The organism is Thioalkalivibrio sp. AKL8, from assembly GCF_000380525.1.
In the GTDB taxonomy this organism is placed as follows: Bacteria; Pseudomonadota; Gammaproteobacteria; order Ectothiorhodospirales; family Ectothiorhodospiraceae; genus Thioalkalivibrio; species Thioalkalivibrio versutus.
The window spans coordinates 585,044-603,099 of record NZ_AQYF01000009.1 but is presented as its reverse complement, the minus strand read 5'-3'; the positions used below and the strand labels follow the sequence as shown (position 1 = coordinate 603,099).

14 protein-coding genes are annotated in these 18,056 nt (G+C 66.3%); 7 read left to right on the top strand and 7 right to left on the bottom strand.

From position 1 onward, the window contains the following. Window positions 1-55: 55 nt before the first annotated feature. Window positions 56-1,154, top strand: a protein-coding gene (prfB, locus tag G335_RS0112160) for a peptide chain release factor 2 (protein WP_155986721.1) whose coding sequence is annotated in 2 segments (ribosomal slippage) — window positions 56-127 and window positions 129-1,154 — 1,098 coding nt in all. Because the reading frame shifts where the segments join, the coding sequence is not laid out codon by codon here. Window positions 1,155-1,178: 24 nt separating this feature from the next. Continuing rightward, the gene (gene lysS, locus G335_RS0112155) at window positions 1,179-2,669 is read left to right on the top strand and encodes a lysine--tRNA ligase (RefSeq protein ID WP_018176921.1); all 1,491 of its coding nucleotides are present in this window, start codon (window positions 1,179-1,181) and stop codon (window positions 2,667-2,669) included. 64 nt (window positions 2,670-2,733) lie between these two features. Here the strand turns inward: lysS and G335_RS0112150 are convergent, their stop codons facing one another. The 3 genes from G335_RS0112150 to G335_RS0112140 form a co-directional block, all read right to left on the bottom strand. Further along, complete coding sequence (locus G335_RS0112150; RefSeq protein WP_018176920.1) at window positions 2,734-3,204, bottom strand: PepSY domain-containing protein; 471 nt, start codon at window positions 3,202-3,204, stop codon at window positions 2,734-2,736. 251 nt (window positions 3,205-3,455) lie between these two features. Next, on the bottom strand, window positions 3,456-5,576 hold the full coding sequence (locus G335_RS0112145) for a SulP family inorganic anion transporter (protein WP_018176919.1): 2,121 nt from the start codon (window positions 5,574-5,576) through the stop codon (window positions 3,456-3,458). A 92-nt stretch (window positions 5,577-5,668) separates the two neighbouring features. Next, window positions 5,669-6,247: a hypothetical protein gene (locus G335_RS0112140; protein WP_018145881.1), complete on the bottom strand. Its 579-nt coding sequence runs from the start codon at window positions 6,245-6,247 to the stop codon at window positions 5,669-5,671. A 211-nt stretch (window positions 6,248-6,458) separates the two neighbouring features. Here G335_RS0112140 and G335_RS0112135 point away from each other — a divergent pair, with 211 nt between their 5' ends. Both G335_RS0112135 and G335_RS0112130 read left to right on the top strand, forming a co-directional pair. Then, window positions 6,459-7,940 carry a HAMP domain-containing sensor histidine kinase gene (locus G335_RS0112135; protein WP_018176918.1) on the top strand — a complete coding sequence of 494 codons (1,482 nt, stop codon included), beginning with the start codon at window positions 6,459-6,461 and terminating at the stop codon, window positions 7,938-7,940. Beyond that, window positions 7,937-9,334: a sigma-54 dependent transcriptional regulator gene (locus G335_RS0112130; protein WP_026304837.1), complete on the top strand. Its 1,398-nt coding sequence runs from the start codon at window positions 7,937-7,939 to the stop codon at window positions 9,332-9,334. Before G335_RS0112135 ends, G335_RS0112130 begins: the two co-directional genes overlap by 4 nt. Window positions 9,335-9,350: 16 nt before the next feature. Here G335_RS0112130 and glgB read toward each other — a convergent pair whose 3' ends face one another. After that, entirely contained in the window at window positions 9,351-11,564 is a 2,214-nt protein-coding gene (glgB, locus tag G335_RS0112125) for a 1,4-alpha-glucan branching protein GlgB (RefSeq protein ID WP_019611641.1), read from the bottom strand. Window positions 11,565-11,652: 88 nt separating this feature from the next. On the opposite strand from glgB, the gene glgC reads away from it, so the two are divergent. The 3 genes from glgC to malQ are packed head-to-tail and all read left to right on the top strand — an operon-like array spanning window position 11,653 to window position 16,135. Then, window positions 11,653-12,918, top strand: a complete 1,266-nt coding sequence (gene glgC / locus G335_RS0112120) for a glucose-1-phosphate adenylyltransferase (protein WP_018176915.1) — start codon at window positions 11,653-11,655, stop codon at window positions 12,916-12,918. Then, the gene (locus G335_RS0112115; RefSeq protein ID WP_018176914.1) at window positions 12,908-14,656 is read left to right on the top strand and encodes a glycoside hydrolase family 57 protein; all 1,749 of its coding nucleotides are present in this window, start codon (window positions 12,908-12,910) and stop codon (window positions 14,654-14,656) included. Before glgC ends, G335_RS0112115 begins: the two co-directional genes overlap by 11 nt. A gap of 3 nt (window positions 14,657-14,659) precedes the next feature. Continuing rightward, window positions 14,660-16,135 carry a 4-alpha-glucanotransferase gene (malQ, locus tag G335_RS0112110; protein WP_018176913.1) on the top strand — a complete coding sequence of 492 codons (1,476 nt, stop codon included), beginning with the start codon at window positions 14,660-14,662 and terminating at the stop codon, window positions 16,133-16,135. A gap of 81 nt (window positions 16,136-16,216) precedes the next feature. Here malQ and G335_RS0112105 read toward each other — a convergent pair whose 3' ends face one another. From G335_RS0112105 to G335_RS0112095, 3 genes are all read right to left on the bottom strand, one after another. Continuing rightward, window positions 16,217-16,807, bottom strand: a complete 591-nt coding sequence (locus G335_RS0112105) for a hypothetical protein (protein WP_018169586.1) — start codon at window positions 16,805-16,807, stop codon at window positions 16,217-16,219. A 73-nt stretch (window positions 16,808-16,880) separates the two neighbouring features. Next, window positions 16,881-17,396, bottom strand: coding sequence for an MOSC domain-containing protein (locus G335_RS0112100; protein WP_018176912.1), 516 nt, complete (start codon window positions 17,394-17,396; stop codon window positions 16,881-16,883). Next, window positions 17,393-18,043, bottom strand: a complete 651-nt coding sequence (locus G335_RS0112095) for a class I SAM-dependent methyltransferase (protein WP_018176911.1) — start codon at window positions 18,041-18,043, stop codon at window positions 17,393-17,395. Before G335_RS0112095 ends, G335_RS0112100 begins: the two co-directional genes overlap by 4 nt. Between the last annotated feature and the right edge of the window lie 13 nt (window positions 18,044-18,056).

Below are 18,056 nucleotides of genomic sequence, written 5' to 3'. Positions count from 1 at the left end.
TCTCGCCACGTGATCGAACCTGCCGTGTGCGCCACGGCACCCGACGGAAACTGCCATGGAACTGAACGCGCTGTATTCCCTGATCGATGACCTGAAAGGCCGCCTGGAAGGCCTTAGGGGGTATCTTTGACTACCCTGCCAAGGAAGAACGGCTAGAGGAAGTCCAGCGCGAGCTGGAGCAGAACCCGGATATCTGGAACGACCCGGAGCAGGCCCAGGCGCTGAACAAGGAGCGGGCCCAGCTTGAGGGCGTGGTGGTCAACATCCGCGAGATCGGCACCCAGCTGGATGAAAGCCGGGACCTGCTGGAGATGGCCGAGGCGGACGATGACGAGGAGACGGCGGCATCGGTCGAGGCCGATGTGGAGGCGCTGACCGCGCGTATCGAGGGCCTGGAGTTTCGCCGCATGTTCTCCGGCGATATGGACGAGGCCAACGCCTACCTCGATATCCAGGCCGGTTCCGGGGGCACCGAGGCCCAGGACTGGGCCAACATCCTGCTGCGCATGTACCTGCGCTGGGCCGAGCACAAGGGCTTCAAGGCGGAGGTCACCGAACTCTCCGAGGGCGAGACCGCCGGGATCAAGAGTGCGACCGTGCACATCCAGGGCGAGTACGCCTTCGGTTGGTTGCGCACCGAGACCGGCGTGCATCGGCTGGTGCGCAAGTCGCCGTTCGATTCCGGCAACCGCCGGCATACCTCGTTCGCGTCGGTGTTCGCCTCCCCGGAGATCGACGAGAACTTCGAGATCGAGATCAATCCGGCCGATCTGCGGGTCGATACCTATCGCTCCTCCGGCGCCGGTGGTCAGCACGTGAACACCACCGACTCGGCGGTGCGCATTACCCACGTCCCGACCGGAGTGGTGGCGGCGTGTCAGGCCGGGCGTTCGCAGCACAAGAACCGCGAGATGGCGATGAACCAGCTGCGCGCCAAGCTGTACGAGCGCGAGTTGCAGGAGCGCAATGCCGAGAAGCAGGCGGTGGAGGACACCAAGTCCGACATCGGCTGGGGCAGCCAGATCCGCTCCTACGTGCTGGATCAGTCGCGGATCAAGGATCTGCGCACCGGCGTGGAGGTCGGGAACACCCAGGGTGTGCTCGACGGCGACCTCGACCCCTTTATTGAAGCCAGTCTCAAGAGTGGCTTGTAAGTCTATCTATTGCATGGATTTCTGATGACCGAAACCACTGACGAGAACAAACTGGTCGCGCAGCGCCGCAGCAAGCTGAACGAGCTGCGCGCGGCCGGTCCGGCGTTCCCCAACGATTTCCGTCGCGATGCGTTGGCGGGTGCGCTGCACGCCGCGCACGACGAGACCGAAGGCGAGGCGCTGGAGGCCCAGGGGATTCGCGTGACGGTCGCCGGGCGCATGGTCGGCAAGCGCGTGATGGGCAAGGCAAGCTTCATCCGCCTGCGCGATCAGTCGGGCGACATCCAGTTGTTCGCGCAGCGCGACAGCCTGCCGGAGGGCGTGTACCCGGCGTTCAAGCAGTGGGATCTGGGCGATATCGTGGGTGGCCAGGGCACGCTGTTCAAGACCAAGACCGGGGAATTGACGGTCCAGCTCGACGAGCTGCGTCTGCTGACCAAGAGCCTGCGTCCGCTGCCGGAAAAGTTCCACGGCCTGACCGATCAGGAACAGCGGTATCGCCAGCGCTACGTGGACTTGATCACCAGCCTGGACAGCCGCGAGCTGTTCCGCACCCGTACCCGGATCGTGCGCTACATCCGCGAGTACTTCGAGGATCAGGACTTCATCGAGGTGGAGACGCCGATGATGCAGGTGATCCCGGGCGGGGCGACCGCGCGGCCGTTCACCACCCATCACAACGCGCTGGACATGCCGCTGTACCTGCGCGTCGCGCCGGAGCTGTATCTCAAGCGCCTGGTGGTCGGCGGCTTCGAGAAGGTCTTCGAGATCAACCGCAATTTCCGCAACGAGGGGCTGTCCACGCGGCACAACCCCGAGTTCACCATGCTCGAGTTCTACGAGGCGTTCGTGGATTATCGCGCGCTGATGGATCGCACCGAGACCCTGTTGCGCGGACTGTGCGAGGACGTGCTGGGCACGACCACCATTGAGTACCAGGGCGAGAGCTACGATTTTGGCAAGCCGTTCACCCGCATGAGCGTGCGCGAGGCGATCCTGGCCCACAATGCCGAGATCGCGGACGCCGACCTCGAGGATATCGAGAAGGTGCGCGCGCACTGCGAGCGCCTGGAGATCCCGATCAAGCCGAGCTTCGGTCTGGGCAAGCTGTGGACCGAGATCTTCGAGTACACCGCCGAGAACCAGTTGCGTCACCCGACCTTTATTACCGCCTATCCGACCGAGGTCTCGCCACTGGCGCGGCGCAACGACGATGACCCGTTCGTCACCGATCGCTTCGAGTTGTTTGTCGGCGGGCGCGAGATCGCGAACGGCTTCTCCGAGCTGAACGATCCGGAAGACCAGGCCGAGCGCTTCCGCGCCCAGGTTGCGGAGAAGGACGCCGGTGACGACGAGGCCATGCACTTTGATGCCGATTACATCCGCGCGCTGGAGTACGGCCTGCCGCCCACCGCCGGGGAGGGCATTGGCATCGACCGCCTGGTGATGCTGCTGACCGACAGCGCCTCGATTCGCGACGTGCTGCTGTTCCCGCACCTGCGCCCGGAGGCCTGAACCCTCGCGCGTCGGTCATGCCGACCGGGGGCGGTTCGAGGGCGGCGAAGGGGTTAGCGTTTCGTCAATCTCGTTCGAGTGACAGCAGCGTAAAATCTTCGCCATCGAGTCGGATGTTCAGCTCGTCGCCGTCTTCGGTGATGCCCTCGAGCTCGATGACGCCGTCGTCTTCGAACTCGATCTCCTTGAAGCGGAGCATGCCGTGATCCCGCGCGACAGCCGCTGAGCGGAGCATCATCTGGGCGGTCATGCCCGCCGCGTGATCGGGGTCGCGTACGCGTTCTTCGCGAAGCAGATCACCATCCAGATTAAACCGGGTCTCCATGCGCAGCTGTGCGTCGTCCCAGCCCTTGAGGACGAATTCCCGGTCACTTTCTGCCTCCAGTTCCTCGAAGGTGTCGAAACCGTGTTCCTGGCCGATGTCGACGATGGCCTGTATCGACTCGAGCGGGATGGTGTCGGACTGACCGGGGCTGCACGCCGCCAGCAGGACGATGAGCGGGGCGACGGCAAGGTAGAGAAGGCGCAGATTCATGAGTTCGAGACCTGATGGTGGGTTCTGGGGAGTGGCAAGGACCGGCTGCGCGTCAGTATCGCATTGCGCCCCGGGCGCGTCAGGAAAGGTTCTGATCAGGCGGCCCCCACGCAAAGGCCCAATCGCGTGTGCGCCGTCCAGCTGGATCTCCTCGAAACGCGTCAATTCGGGTTCGCCACGGGTTGCATGCTCGCTTTCTGCCGAGTATAGACGGGAAGGCCGGCCTTGCATGGGCGAGTCCCGGCCTCCCTTCACGATGGATTATCGTCGCCTCGAGCGCCGGGTGGTGCCGGGTTGGCGGTTTCCACTCGGTCCGGGGTGCCGAGGGCGCGCTGCTGCAGTTCGGCGAGGGCGACGCGCTTGTTGGGGAAGATGTTTCCGCGGCCGATCTCGTCCAGCAGGCCGGCACGTTCCATGGCCTCGCGGACGGGTTTCTTGAGACCACTGAACATCAGCTTGCAGTCGGCGGCCGCAAGATCGCTGATCAGGGCGCGCACCTTGTCCACGCCCGAGGCGTCGATGCGGTTGATACTGTTGCCGAGCACCAGCACCGCCCGGGCATTCGGGTTGCGCGCGACGGCGTCCATGACCGCGTCCTCGAAGTGGGCGACGTTCATGAACACCAACGAGGCATCGAAGCGCAGTACGGTGAAGTTCGGGCCGGCCGGACGCAGGTCGTTGCTGATCGCCCCGGCCAGGGAACCGTCGGGGCGCAGGCCCTGGATCTCGGAGCGCGGGCGCACGGTGCCGACCAGGAACAGCAGCGATGACAGGATTACGCCGACGATCACGCCATTCGCGAGATCCGGGGCCATGTACAACGTGACGAAGAAGGTCAGGAACCCGGCCAGGCCATCGGCGCGGTTGATGGTCCACGACCGCGCCAGGGCCCGGAAGTCGAGCAAGCCGAACACCGCCGATATCACGATGGCCGCCAGCACTGCCTGGGGCAGATGGTAGAGATAGGGGGTCAGGAACAGCATGGTGATCAGCACGCCGATCGCGCTGACCACCGCGAACAGTCCGCTTTGTGCGCCGGAGCGGGCCGCGACCGCCGAGCGCGAGAACGAGCCGCTGACGGAGTAGGACTGGAAGAAGCTCCCGACGATGTTGGCCAGACCCTGGCCGATCAGTTCCTGATTCGGGTTCAGCTTCTCGCGCCGCTGGGCGGCGAGCGCGCGCGCGATGGAGGTCGCCTCCATGAAGCCGATCAGGGCCATCACGAACGCGGCGGGCAGCAGGGCCGGGATGACCTCCCAGTCCAGCACCGGTAGCTGCAGGCTGGGCAGTCCCTGGGGGATCGTGCCGACCACCTGGCCGCCGGAAGCGACAATGATGCGCTCCTCGTCGAAGCCGGACAGCCGCCATGGGCGGCCCTCGGCATCGGCATGCCAGGCGCGGTAGCGCGCCTGGCCGTCTGCGGTCTCGGTGCGCTCCAGGCGCACCTGGTGGGCTGTTATGCGCAGGTCGCTCAGTTCGCGCTTGAGTTGCGACTCGCGGACCTCCAGGCGGGCCACGCGCACCGCCAGGTCGGGTGATTCCTCGCCCGCCTTCTCGGCCTCCTTGAGTGCGCTGTTGGCCTCGCTCAACTCTTCCGACGTGGTACCCATCTCCGTGCGGGTTGCGGCGAGCTCCTGGTACAGGTTGCGCACGTCGGTGGCCTGGATCTGCCCATGCGTGATGCGTTCGTTGTTCTCGAAGCCGGTCAGGGCGCTGAGTAGCGTACCCAGCACGACGACCACCAGCACGCCCGGCAGGCGGGGCATGATCCGTCGCATCACGATGAGGGTGACCAGGGTGCCGGCGCCGAAGGCGATGGTCGGCCAGTGGGCCTCCCCCAGCTGGGCAATGACGCCGGCAAAGTCGGTCAGGAAGGCGCCGGTATCGGGCTTCGGGACATTGAAGAAGGTGTTGATCAGGGAGAGTCCGATGATCAGCGCCGCCGCGTTGGTGAAGCCGACGATGACCGGCTGGGAGACGAAGTTCATCAGGATGCCGAGGCGGAATACGCCCAGCAGAAGGCGCATGATGCCGACCATCAGCGCGAGCAGGATCGAGAGCTGGATAAAGTATTCGGTGCCGGCCACCGCGAACGGCGCGAGCGACGCGGCCGACAGCAGCGACAGCATCGCGACCGGCCCGGTATGCAGAAAGCGCGAGGAGCCCCACAGCGAGCCGACGATCGCCGGGATCGCCGAGGCGTACAGCCCGTACACCACCGGGAGGCCCGCGAGTGTGGCATAGGCCATGCCCTGGGGCACCAGGATCATGGCGACGCTGAGGCCGGCCATGACGTCGGCACGGACGGATTTCCCGGACATGGGAAACCAGGCGAGAAAGGGAAACAGGCGGTAGATCCGGTCGGTATTCATGTAGGTGGGGTGTTCCTTTTTTCGGATTCGGGCCAACGTGTTCGGCCCGGCCGCGATGCGCTGCGGCCGGGTCTGCAACTCGACGGGGATGACTAGCCCGCGGAGGGGAGCGCGGCGCCGGACGGCGCGGTCCGGGTGTCGCCCGGCCGCGGTTTGCGGGGTGCGGCGACCATGACCACCGGCAATTCCGCGGCCGTCTCGGTGGCAAGGATCTGGTGGCCGAGGTAGCCCTGTTCGTCGCAGACCAGGAAGTCCAGACGCAGACCGCGACCGAGGACCCGGCGCAGGGCCCGTTCCGGGTCGCCGGTCAGGGCCTCGATGTGAACGCCGTGCGGCAGGGGCCCAGTGTCACGAATGAAGCCGTCGATCAGCGCGCCTGCCTCGGCCTTGCCCAGAAAGGTCAGGACAACCAGCTCGGCATCCAGGCGCTCGCAGCTGTCGGCGGCATAGTCGAACACGGGGCGCGGGGCGAATGGCCCGACGAACAGGCCAATCCGCCGGCGCGGTGCGGGCTGCGCAGCGGCTTGAGGTGCGCTGACCGATGGCGGATTCGCGGTCGGGTTATCGTTTGCGAGCGCACGATACTTGTCGCCCATCGGTTGCATCTCGGCGAGGTCGGCATAGGCCAGGCCTTCGAGGATCTGTTTCATGGTGTGGCTCAGGGCAGGCATCGATGTCTCCGTTGTGGTTCGTCCACGAAGCCTCTATGCAGATCGCGTGCCACTCCATGAAAACAATGACTTATCCGGTTTGTGATGCGGTGCTGAGGAGGCGTGTGTTGCACCCTGTAACGTTTGACTAGGTGAGGGGCCGCGAATAGCGTTGCGGGCGACCATCCGGGCGTTGCAGAATGTAGCGGTCGCTATTGCAACGAGTAACGTTATGGGGCGCAGTCTGCGCAGCAAGGTCCGCTGGGTGTATGCCGGAGTGGTTGGGTTGGTGCTGGGTCTGGTGCTCGCGCAGTACATCGCGCTTTCGACCATCGAGACGCGGCTGCAACAGGGGGACGTGGTAGCCGAGCTGTTGCAGGACAGTCTCGAGATGCGCCGCTTCGAGAAGAAGTTCTATGGCTCCGGGGAGCATGGGGACCTGGCTGCGGCGCGGGACCATGCCGAGGCGGCGCTGGAACGGGTGCGCGAGAACGAGGCGGCGCTGGCGCAACATGCGCGCCCCGGCGAGCTCGACGAGTTACAGGCCGTTCTGGAGCTGTATCGCACGGGGCTGGGCCGGTATCCCGGGCTGGCGGGTGAGCGGCGCGAGCAGCTGGTCGAGTCCATTCGCAACGCCGGCGGCGAGGCCTCGGCGCTGACCAAGGTGCTGAGTCAGCGCGAGCGCGAGAACCTGCGCACCGGGGTTCAGGTATCACGTACGGAATTGCTGCTGGCGACGAGTATCGTGCTGGTGCTGGTCCTTCTGGGCGGCTGGTGGCTGGCGCGGCGGATCCTCGCCCCGCTGCGCTCGGTAGAGGACCAGCTGCGGGCGATCGGGGCGGGGTCGCGCAGGCGTCTGACCGCGCCCAACCAGGATCGTGAACTGGTGTCCTTTACCCACGCCTTCAATGCGATGCTGGATGAGCTGGATGCGCGGAGCCAGGATCTGCGCCGTTCCGAGCGGCTGGCGGCCCTGGGGGTGCTGGTATCGGGTGTAGCCCACGAGTTGAACAACCCCTTGGGCAATATCTCCACGGCACTGCAGCTGGTCGCGGAGGAAGGGCGGGGCGGTGATCCGGCCTTGCTGGAAGAGTGGCTGCAGCAGGCCGAGGGCGAGACGGCGCGGGCGCAGAACATCGTGCGCGGACTGCTCATGTATTCGCGCCAGCAGCCTCGGAGCCCCAAACGGGAGGAGTGCCGCTCGCTGCAGACCATCCTGGACGGGGCACTCGATCTGATCCGTGCCACGCTCCCTGCGGATCAGGTGACCATGCGAGTGGATGATGCCCTCCAGGTCACCGTGGACCCCGAGCGGTTGCAGCAGGTGTTCGTGAACCTGTTACGCAATGCCTTCGAGGCAGGGGGCGACGACGTAGAAGTCCACATCCAGGCCCAGCGGGGCCGCCTGGCTGACCTGAGGCCGGGTCCCGGCGGGCATGTGGTCGGCGATCTTGTGGTGCACGGCCAGGATTCGACCCCGGTCGTGCGGATTTCGATCGACGACGACGGCCCGGGGATCCCGGACGCGGCGCTGGATCACGTATTCGAGCCGTTTTACCGCGGACGGGACGAGGGGAGCGGTTCGGGCCTGGGCCTGTTCGTGGGCCAGGAAATCGTCCAGGACCACGGAGGGGCAATCGGCGTCAGTCGCTGCCCGATGGGCGGGACGCGGTTCCAGGTCTGGCTGCCCTGCGAATGCGGGGACCGCGCATGAGTCGCGAGGACAACGGTCATCGGACGTCTCCGGCCGGCGAAATGCGGGAGGCGCGCCTGCTGGTGATTGACGACGAGCCGATTGCCTGCCGCCAGCTGGAGCAGGTCTTTCGGCATTCCCCGTATTCTGTGACGACCCGCGAGGAGGGAGCGACGGGTTTGCGCGCACTGGAGCAGGAGCGCTTTGACGCCGTCCTGACCGACCTGCGCATGGCCGGGGTGGACGGTATGGAGATCCTGCGCCGGGCGCGCGAGCTGGATCCGGACTTGGCGGTGATCATGATCACCGGGCACGCCACCCTGGACTCCGCGGTGGAGGCGATGAAGGCCGGGGCCTTCCACTACATTGCCAAGCCGTTTCGTATCGACGAGGTGCGCGAGGTCGTGGCCAAGGCGGTGGAATTCACCCGCCTGCGGCGCGACAACCGCACCCTGCGCGATCAAGTGGACCAGGGCGGGCGCAAGGCGACCCTGGTGGCACAGGACACGGCCATGCAGCGGTTGCTGGAGACCGCGCGCCAGATTGCGCCCACCGACTGCAATGTGGTGCTGACGGGCGAGAGCGGGACCGGCAAGGAATTGCTGGCGCGCTACATCCATAACCACAGCGCGCGGGCCGAGGGGCCGTTTCTCGCGGTCAACTGCGGGGCACTGCAGGACGAACTGCTGAGCAGCGAGCTGTTCGGCCACGAGAAGGGCGCGTTCACCGGGGCCACCCAGCAGAAGAAGGGCCTGTTCGAGACCGCGGCGGGGGGCACACTGTTCCTCGACGAAGTCGCCGAGACCAGTCCGGCGATGCAGGTGAACCTGTTGCGGGTCCTGCAGGAACGCGAAGTGCTGCGGGTCGGCGGGCGGACGCCGATCCCGGTGGATGTGCGAGTGATCGCCGCCAGCAACCGGCGCCTGGATCGTGCGGTGGATCGTGGCGAGATGCGCGAGGACCTGTATTTCCGTCTGAACGTGGTGAACCTGCTGCTGCCACCGCTACGCGATCGGCGCGACGATATCCCGCTGCTGGCCTACTACTTCCTCAAGCGCCACGCCTTGTCGATGGGCAAGCGCATCGACGACATCGAGCCGGAGGCGCTGGAGCGCCTGGTCGAGCATGACTACCCCGGGAACGTGCGCGAGCTGTCCAACATTATCGAACGCGGGGTGGCACTGGCACGTACGGCGAATCTGACCCTGGCCGATCTGCCGCGCGCCCTGCGCGAGACCCGCGCCCGCGTAGTGCACGAGGACGCGGCCCCGCTGCGGACGCTGGAAGAGCAGGAGGTGTTGCAGATCCGTCAGGCGCTGGAGCAGACCGGAGGCAACCGCACCCGGGCTGCGCGGCTGCTGGGCATTGACCGCGTGTCGCTGTGGCGCAAGATCAAGCGTCTGGGCATCGAGTAGCCGAGGCGACGTGATGTCAGTCTGCGACCGGTTCCAGCAGCAGCGCCGCGAGCGGCGGGAGGTGCAGGTAGAGCGTGGCGGGATGGCCGTGACGTTCGAGCGGCTCGGCGTAGGCCTCTGCCGGGCCGCGTGAGCCACCGCCGTAGACTTCCGCATCCGTGTTCAGGGTGACCCGCCAGCGCCCGGCATGCGGTGCGGGTACCGGATAGGCCGCGCGTTCCATGGGCGTCAGGTTCAGCACCACGACCACCTGGCGACCCTGGTGGTCGCGGCGCACGAAGCTGAGCGTGGAGTGCCCGGCGTCGTCGCAGTCCAGCCAGTCGAAGCCGTCCGGCTCGAATTCGCGGGCGTGCAGGGCCGGGTCTTCGCGGTACACCCGGTTGAGGTCGCGCACCAGATTCTGCAGGCCCTGGTGCAGGGGGTACTGCAGCACGTACCAGTCCAGCTCGCGATCCTCGGACCATTCGGGGCCCTGGCCGAACTCCTGGCCCATGAACAGCAGCTTCTTGCCGGGGTAGAGCCACTGCCAGCTGTAGAGCAGGCGCAGGTTGGCGTGCTGCTCCCACTCGTTGCCGGGCATGCGCCCGCGCAGGCTGCGTTTTCCGTGCACCACCTCGTCGTGCGAGAACGGCAGGACGAAGTTCTCGCTGTAGGCGTAGAGCTGGCCGAAGGTGAGCTGGCCATGGTGGTGGGTGCGGTAGATCGGGTCCATGCCGAAATAGGTCAGGGTGTCGTGCATCCAGCCCATGTTCCACTTCATGGTGAAGCCCAGCCCGCCCATGGACGGTGGGCGGCTGACACCCGGCCAGGCGGTCGATTCCTCGGCGATCATGGCGACGCCGGGGTGGCTGGTCTGGACGGTCTCGTTGAGGTGGCGCAGGAAGTCGATCGCCTCGAGGTTCTCGTTGCCGCCGTGGATGTTGGGCAGCCAGTCCTCGCCTTCGCGGTCGTAGTCGCGGTAGAGCATGGAGGCCACGGCGTCCACGCGCAGGCCGTCGAGGTGGAAGTCCTCGACCCAGCACAGCGCACTGGAGAGCAGGAAGTTGCGGACCTCGGGGCGCGAATAGTTGAAGATCAGCGTGCCCCAGCCACGATGCTCGCCGATGCGCGGGTCGGCATGTTCGTACAGCGCCGTGCCGTCGAAGCGCGCCAGCGCGAACTCGTCGCGCGGGAAGTGGCCCGGGACCCAGTCGAGGATCACGCCCAGTCCGGCCTGGTGGGCCTGGTCGACGAAGTAGCGAAAGTCGTCCGCGTTGCCGAAGCGCGAGGTGGGGGCGAAAAACCCCGTGCTCTGGTAGCCCCAGGAGCCGTCGAACGGGTGCTCGGTGATCGGCAGCAACTCGAGGTGGGTGAAGCCCAGGTCGCGCGCGTAGGGCACCAGACGCTCGGCCAGGTCGCGGTAGTTGGGCCATTCGCCCTCCGGGCTGCGCTGCCAGGAGCCTAGGTGCACCTCGTAGATGCTCATGGGCCGGTGCTTCCAGGCCTCGGGGTCGCGATTGCGCATCCAGTGGTCGTCGTCCCAGGCGTAGCTGCTGGGGGGCTGGATCCGCGAGGCCGTCTCGGGGCGGAGCTGGTAGGCGCGGGCGTAGGGATCGGCCTTCAGGTGCAGACTGCCCTGGTCGCGGTTGCGGATCTCGAACTTGTACAGCGTCTCCGTGGCCAGGTCCGGGATAAAGAGCTCCCATATGCCGCTGCCGGGGTGGACGGTCATTGGGTGGCAGCGGCCGTCCCAGCGGTTGAAGTCGCCGACCACCGAGACGCGCTCGGCGTTGGGCGCCCAGACGGCAAAGCGCACGCCGTGGATGCCGTCGCGGGTGAGCGGATGGGCACCCAGCATGCGGTGGGCATGCCAGTGGCGGCCTTCGGCGAACAGGTGGCGGTCGAATTCGGGGATGTCCGGCGCGAAGGCCCAGGGATCGACCTGCTGCAATGTTGTCGTGCCACCCTCGGGCTGCCAGTCCAGTTGCGGGTGCGCGGGGAGGTCGTCCGCCGACCCCTGCCAGAGGAACAACCCCGGGAACCCGGCAGCCGGTTCCAGCGTCGCGAGACGACCGTCAAAAAGTGTGATGGACGCCGCGCTCGCATGTGGCAGCCAGGCCCGGTAGCAGGTGGTTTGTTGATCCAGCGCATGGCGCCCGAGGACGCGGTGGGGATCATGTAGCCGCGCCTCGGTCAGGCGTCCTAACGAATCGGCGACGGAACGGGTGCATTTGTCGGGGGCTGTTGCCATACTCGGATCCAACTCGCATTTCGTATGTGGAACGACGGAATTCGGGTTTACGGTCTCTAGTACAACATGACTAAGCAAGGAAGGGTGCATGACTCCGCAACCGCAACGCTACGTTAGCCGCCTGACGCGGGAGACCCTGGCCCTGATCCTGGCCGGCGGGCGCGGCTCGCGACTGAAACAACTGACGCTGTGGCGGGCCAAGCCGGCCGTGCCCTTTGGCGGCAAGTTCCGCATTATCGATTTCCCCCTGTCCAACTGCATCAACTCGGGCATCCGTCAGGTGGCGGTGGTGACCCAGTACAAGGCGCACTCGCTGATCCAGCACATGCAGCGCGGCTGGAGCTTCCTGCGCGGGGAATTCGGCGAATTCATCGAGCTGCTGCCGGCGCAACAGCGCATCGAGACTTCCTGGTATGCGGGAACGGCCGATGCGGTCTACCAGAACATCGACATTATCCGGCAGCACAATCCGAGCTACGTGCTGATCCTGGCCGGGGACCACATCTACAAGATGGACTACGGCCAGATGATCGCCTTCCACGTGGAGAGCGGCGCGGACATGACCGTGGGCTGCCTGGAGGTAGAGCAAGAGCGCGCCAAGGCCTTCGGGGTGATGGGCGTGGATGCCGCCAGCCGCATTACCTCGTTTGCCGAGAAGCCGGAGGAGCCGGCGCTGATCCCCGGCAGCAAGACCCACTCGCTGGCCTCCATGGGGATCTACGTGATCAATACCGACTTCCTGTTCGAGCAGCTGATCAAGGATGCCGACGACACCTTCTCCAGTCACGACTTCGGCAAGGACATTATCCCCGAGATCATCGAGCGGAATCAGGTGATGGCCTACCCGTTCCGCGACGAGCAGGGCGTGCGCCAGGGCTACTGGCGTGATGTGGGGACCATCGACTCGTACTGGCAGGCCAACCTGGAGCTGATCGGCGTGACCCCGGAACTCAACCTGTACGATTCGGAATGGCCGATCTGGACCTACCAGGAACAGCTGCCGCCGGCCAAGTTCGTGTTCGACGACGAGGACCGGCGCGGCATGGCGATCGATTCCATGGTCTCCGGCGGCTGCATCATTTCCGGCAGTACCGTGCGCCACTCGCTGCTGTTCTCCAACGTGCAGGTGAACGCCTGCGCCACGGTCGAGGACTCGGTGATTCTGCCGAGCGTCACCATTGGCGAGAACTGCGTGATCCGCAACGCGGTGATCGACAAGGGCTGCAAGGTGCCGGACGGGACCGAGATCGGGGTGGACGACGAGGCGGATGCCCGCGACTACTTCGTCTCTCCGGGCGGAGTGCGCGTGGTCACGCCGGAAATGCTGGGCCAGGCCACTCATCATGTCCGCTGAATCCGGCAGTTCCACTGCGCTCGCCACGCAGCCGCCGCAGCTCGATGTGGTGTTGTGCTGGCACATGCACCAGCCGCAATACTACGACTCGGGCGCGGGTGAGTACGTGTTGCCGTGGACCTACCTGCACGCATTGAAGGACTACACCGACATGGCCGCGCACCTGGAGGCCTGCCCCCAGGCGCGCGCGGTGGTGAACTTCGCCCCGATCCTGCTGGAGCAGATTGCCGATTACGGCGAGCGGCTGGAGAGCGGCATCGGCAACCGCTCGAGCTTCGGTGATCCGGTGCTGGATCTGCTGCAGATGGACATCGTGCCGGTGGACCCGGTGCAGCGCCGCGAGATCCTGCGCGTCTGCCTGCGGGCGCATGCCCCGCGGATGATCGAGCCGTTCCCGCTGTTCGAGCGCCTGGCGGCCCTGGCGCGCCAGGCGCTGGAGGATCCGGTGCTGCTGGCGCATCTGGACACCCGCTACTTCCAGGACCTGGCGACCTGTTACCACCTGGCCTGGCTGGGGGAGACGGTGCGTCGGGCGTATCCGGAGGTGCAGGGCTGGCTGAAGGCGGACACGGGGTTCAATCGCGATGTCCGCGGACGGTTGCTGAAACTGATCCGGGACGAGGTCAAGGCGATCCTGCCGCGCTACCGTGCGCTGGCGGAGCAGGAGCGGGTGGAGCTGTCGTTTACCCCGTATGCCCACCCGATCATGCCGTTGCTGCTGGATCTGGGTTCCGCTCGCGATGCGATGCCGGATATTGCCCTGCCACAGGCCCCGGTCTACCCGGATGGCGAGGCCCGCGTGCGCTGGCACATCGAACGTGGGCTGGAGGTGTTCGAGCAGTATTTCGGCTTTCGTCCGCGTGGCTGCTGGCCGTCGGAGGGGGGCATCAGCGAGGCGACCGTGCGCCTGCTGGATGACTACGATATTTGCTGGACGGCCAGTGGCCAGACGGTGCTGGGTAACAGCCTGGCCGCAGCGGGTCAGACGGCCGAATCCAATACCGGATCGGCGGAACAGGAGGGCTGGCTGCACCGACCTTATCGGTTGGCGGATGCCAAAACCGAGATGTTTTTCCGTGATGACGGGCTGTCCGATGCCATCGGTTTTCGTTATGCCGACTGGCATGCCGACGACGCAGTCGGCGATTTCGTCCATCACCTGGAGAATATCGCCTCCGTTTCGCCCGAGGGTGGCGTGGTGGCCGTCATCCTGGATGGCGAGAACGCCTGGGAATACTACCCGGACAACGGCTTCCATTTCCTGCGGGCGTTGTATGAGCGCCTGGCGGAAAACCCGAGGCTGAACCTGTGCACCTTTTCGGACGTCTGCCAGCGCACTGGCCCGCGGGCCGACCGGGGCGAACTGTCCGGACTGGTGGCGGGCTCCTGGGTCTACGGGACCTTTTCCACCTGGATCGGCGATCCGGACAAGAACCTGGGCTGGGACCGCCTGATCGAGGCGTGGACCGCGGTGGACCAGGCGATTGCCCGGCATCCCGCGCTGGATACGCCGGCCCTGCGCAAGCAGCTGGCGGTGTGCGAGGGCTCTGACTGGTGCTGGTGGTTCGGGGAATACAACCCGGCCGGCTCGGTCAGCGACTTCGAACAGCTCTACCGCCGCCACCTGGCGCGGCTGTACCAGCTGGCAGACCTTGAAGTGCCCGAGTCACTGGGCGAGGTGCTCTCGGTCGGGGGTGGTGATCCCGCCTCCGGCGGCACCATGCGCAAGGGGCAGTAACCGATGGAGGCGGGCGAAGAACACTGTAATCCCCTGATGCAGCGCCGGCGGGCCGGTGTGTTGCTGCATCCGGCCTCACTGCCGGGCCCGGGCCCGGTGGGGACGCTCGGGCAGGAGGCCTTCCGGTTTCTGGACTGGGCGCGGGATGCCGGGTTCAGCCTGTGGCAGATCCTGCCGTTGCATCCGCCGCAGGAGGACGGTTCGCCCTACGCCAGTATCTCCGCCTTCGCCGGCGATGTGCGCCTGATCGACCCGCAACGGTTGGCCGCACGGGCGGGGCTGGATGCGGACGACGGGCCGGTCGAGACCCTGCTGCAACAGGCGCGGGAGCGGCTGGGGCAGGCGGGCGAGGGCTGGGCGCAGGCCTACCAGGCCTTCCTTGATGCCCAGGGTCCGGTCTGGCTGGATGATTTTGCCCGTTTCGTGGTCATCTGCGGCCGCGAGGACGGCCGCCCCTGGTGGGAATGGCCGGCCGCATTGCGCGATCGCGATCGGGCCGCCCTGGCGGCCGTGGAGGCCGAAGCGGCCCAGGCCCTGGAGGCCGTGCGCTTCGCCCAGTTCGTCCTGTTCGACCAGTGGCAGGATGTACGCGAGCATGCACGCAAGCAGGACATCCTGATCCTCGGCGACATGCCGATCTTCGTGGCCCACGACTCGGCCGAGGTCTGGGCCCACCGCGACCTGTTCGACCTGGACGCCACGGGGCATCCGCAGACCGTGGCCGGCGTGCCGCCGGATTACTTCTCCGCGACCGGGCAGCGCTGGGGCAATCCGCATTACCGCTGGGATCGTCTTGCCGAGCGCGGATACGACTGGTGGGTGGAGCGCATGCGCTGGACGCTGGAGACAGTGGATGCCGTGCGCATCGACCACTTCCGCGGCTTCGAGGCGAGCTGGGCGGTCCCGGCAAGCGAGCCGGATGCGACTCAGGGCCACTGGGTGCCGGGGCCGGGCGCCGACTTCTTCGAGCAATTGCAGGCTCGTTTGGGTGTGTTGCCGCTGCTTGCGGAGGACCTGGGCGTGATCACGCCGGAGGTCACCGAACTGCGCCTGCGTTTCGATCTGCCGGGCATGCGCATCCTGCAGTTCGCCTTCGAAGGAGGGGAGGACAACCCCTATCTGCCGGCGAACCACGATGAACTGAGTGCGGTGTATACCGGGACCCATGACAACGACACCACGCTGGGCTGGTTTCGCTCCCTGGAGCCGGCCATGCAGGAGCATGTGATCGGGACACTGGATGAGGGCCGGGCCGAGGAGATGCCCTGGCCGCTGATTCGTGCGGCCTGCCGTTCACCGGCCCAGCTTGCGATCCTGCCGATGCAGGACGCCCTGCACCTGGGATCGGAGGCGCGCATGAACACCCCCGGAACAGTCGGTAACGGCAACTGGAGCTGGCGCTTTGGCTGGAACCAGCTGCCCGATGGACAGACCGAGGCGCTGCGCGCGCTGGCGCAGGAGACGGGTCGCCTCGACTGACGGTCCGCCGGCCCGGACATGAAAAAAGCCCGGTCCCTTTGCAGGGGCCGGGCTTTCTTTGTTACCGGGCTGGTTGCGCGATTAGCGCATCATGCCGCCCTGACCACCCTGTTGCTGCTGCATCTGTTGCTGCATTTGCTGCATGCGCTCGATTACGTCGTCGATATCGGCGTTCTCCTGGCGCATGGCGGCCATCAGGTCTTCACGCAGGGATTCCTGCGCCTGACGAATTTCCTGGTCTTCCGCGACGGCCTGCTGTGCTTCCTGCAGATTCATCTGCGCCTGCTGCACGTCTTCGGACTGAATGACTTCCTGACGTTGCTCCGCGCTTAGATCGGGGTCGCGCAGCTGCTCTTCGGCGGATTCCAGGGTCTCCAGATCCCGGCGCGGCTGGTAGCCGGCGGCCTCCATCTTGTCCAGCACCAGGTTCTCCAGTTCTTCACCCTTCTGTTCCAGCTGGGGGTTGTTCTCGATGGCCTGCTGCTGGGTCTCGGCGAGGGTCTGCTGGAGCTGCTGCATCTCCATCTGCGGGTTGCCGCCCTGGCCACCCTGCATGCCCATGCCGCCCTGACCTTGCCCCTGACCCATGCCCTGGGCGATGGCGAGTGGGCTGGCCAGCGCGAGCGCGGCGGCGGCAATCAGTCCGGCGAGGGACTGGGAACGAATCTTCATAAAGTTTCTCCTTGTGAATACACGTATATCGTAGTCAACGGCACTTAACCCCAGCTTAACAAGCGTGGCCGAATCATGCGGGCCCGCCCGGGTGCCAGCTCACCCGGTCGCCGACGCGAAGGATCCCGGAATGCGCGACTTCAAGGCAAATCCCGCTGTCGAGACCGAGGGCTCGCGCGAGGTTGTCGCCCACTAGCTGGTTGAGATACCCACAGGGCGGGCGTGGCCGTCCGATCTTCAGGACCGCCTCTCCGATCCGAAGAAAGCCACTCTGGCGGGGTATGCGGTACCAGTCGGAGACCACGAGGTTGCGGCGATGTTCCCCGGGGGCGATCGGGCGGCCGCGTCGCTGTGACGCCCGTTGCAGTTCCGGGGCCGTGATCAGTGTGACCGGGCAGCTCTCGACCGCATGCCAGTGCCCGCGATGGGTGGCGTAGCGATCGCCCCGGAGTCCGCTGCCGGCGATGGCTTCGATGGACTCGATCGACTCCATCGGGTCGCCAGCCGCGGCACAGACGTGGATTGCCTGCAGGTGCGCGACGGGCAGACCGAACCACTCCGGGCGCCAGGCACGCAGTCGGTGGATCATTGCGGGGGGTCTCCTGTGCGGCTGAACAGGGCGATATCGGGGGCAGGCAGGTCCAGTGTGCACCCCAGGCGGGTGGCAAGCCACTGGAGTGTGGCCGGGCCGTAGAAGGCGACATGGGTGGGGTCGCGGCGATAGTGCCAGCGACGAAAGCCGGCCGCCGCAGGTGGCCATTCGGTCATCACGGCCAGGACCCCGCCGGGGCGCAGTCCCGCGACCATGGTTCCCAGCGTGTTCAGGGGCGTGTGCAGGTGTTCCAGGACCTCGGTGCAGGTAAGGATGTCCCAGCCGTCGTCGGGCGGATCGGGTTGTGCGGGGGCAAAGGCTGGGTCCCAGAACGCCATCGTGTAGCCGCAGCCTTGTAGCAACCCGGCGAGCACGGGTTGCGGGCCACAACCCCAGTCGAGTCCGTGGGCCGGGGGTGGCCGCGCCTTGACCAATGGTTCGATCAGCCGCTGCAGATGGGCGCGGTAGCCGGGATCATCCGGCCGGTTCTCGTGGGTGCGGTAATACGCCCGTTCCACCTCGCGGCGCGGCCAGGCGTTGCGTTCCAGCGCGATCACGCCGCAGTGCTGACAGCGGCGATAGTCTCCGGGCGAGGCGTCGCCGATGCCGCGGTGGTGAAACGGCCGGGTGGGCTGCCCGCACAACGGGCAGGCGTCC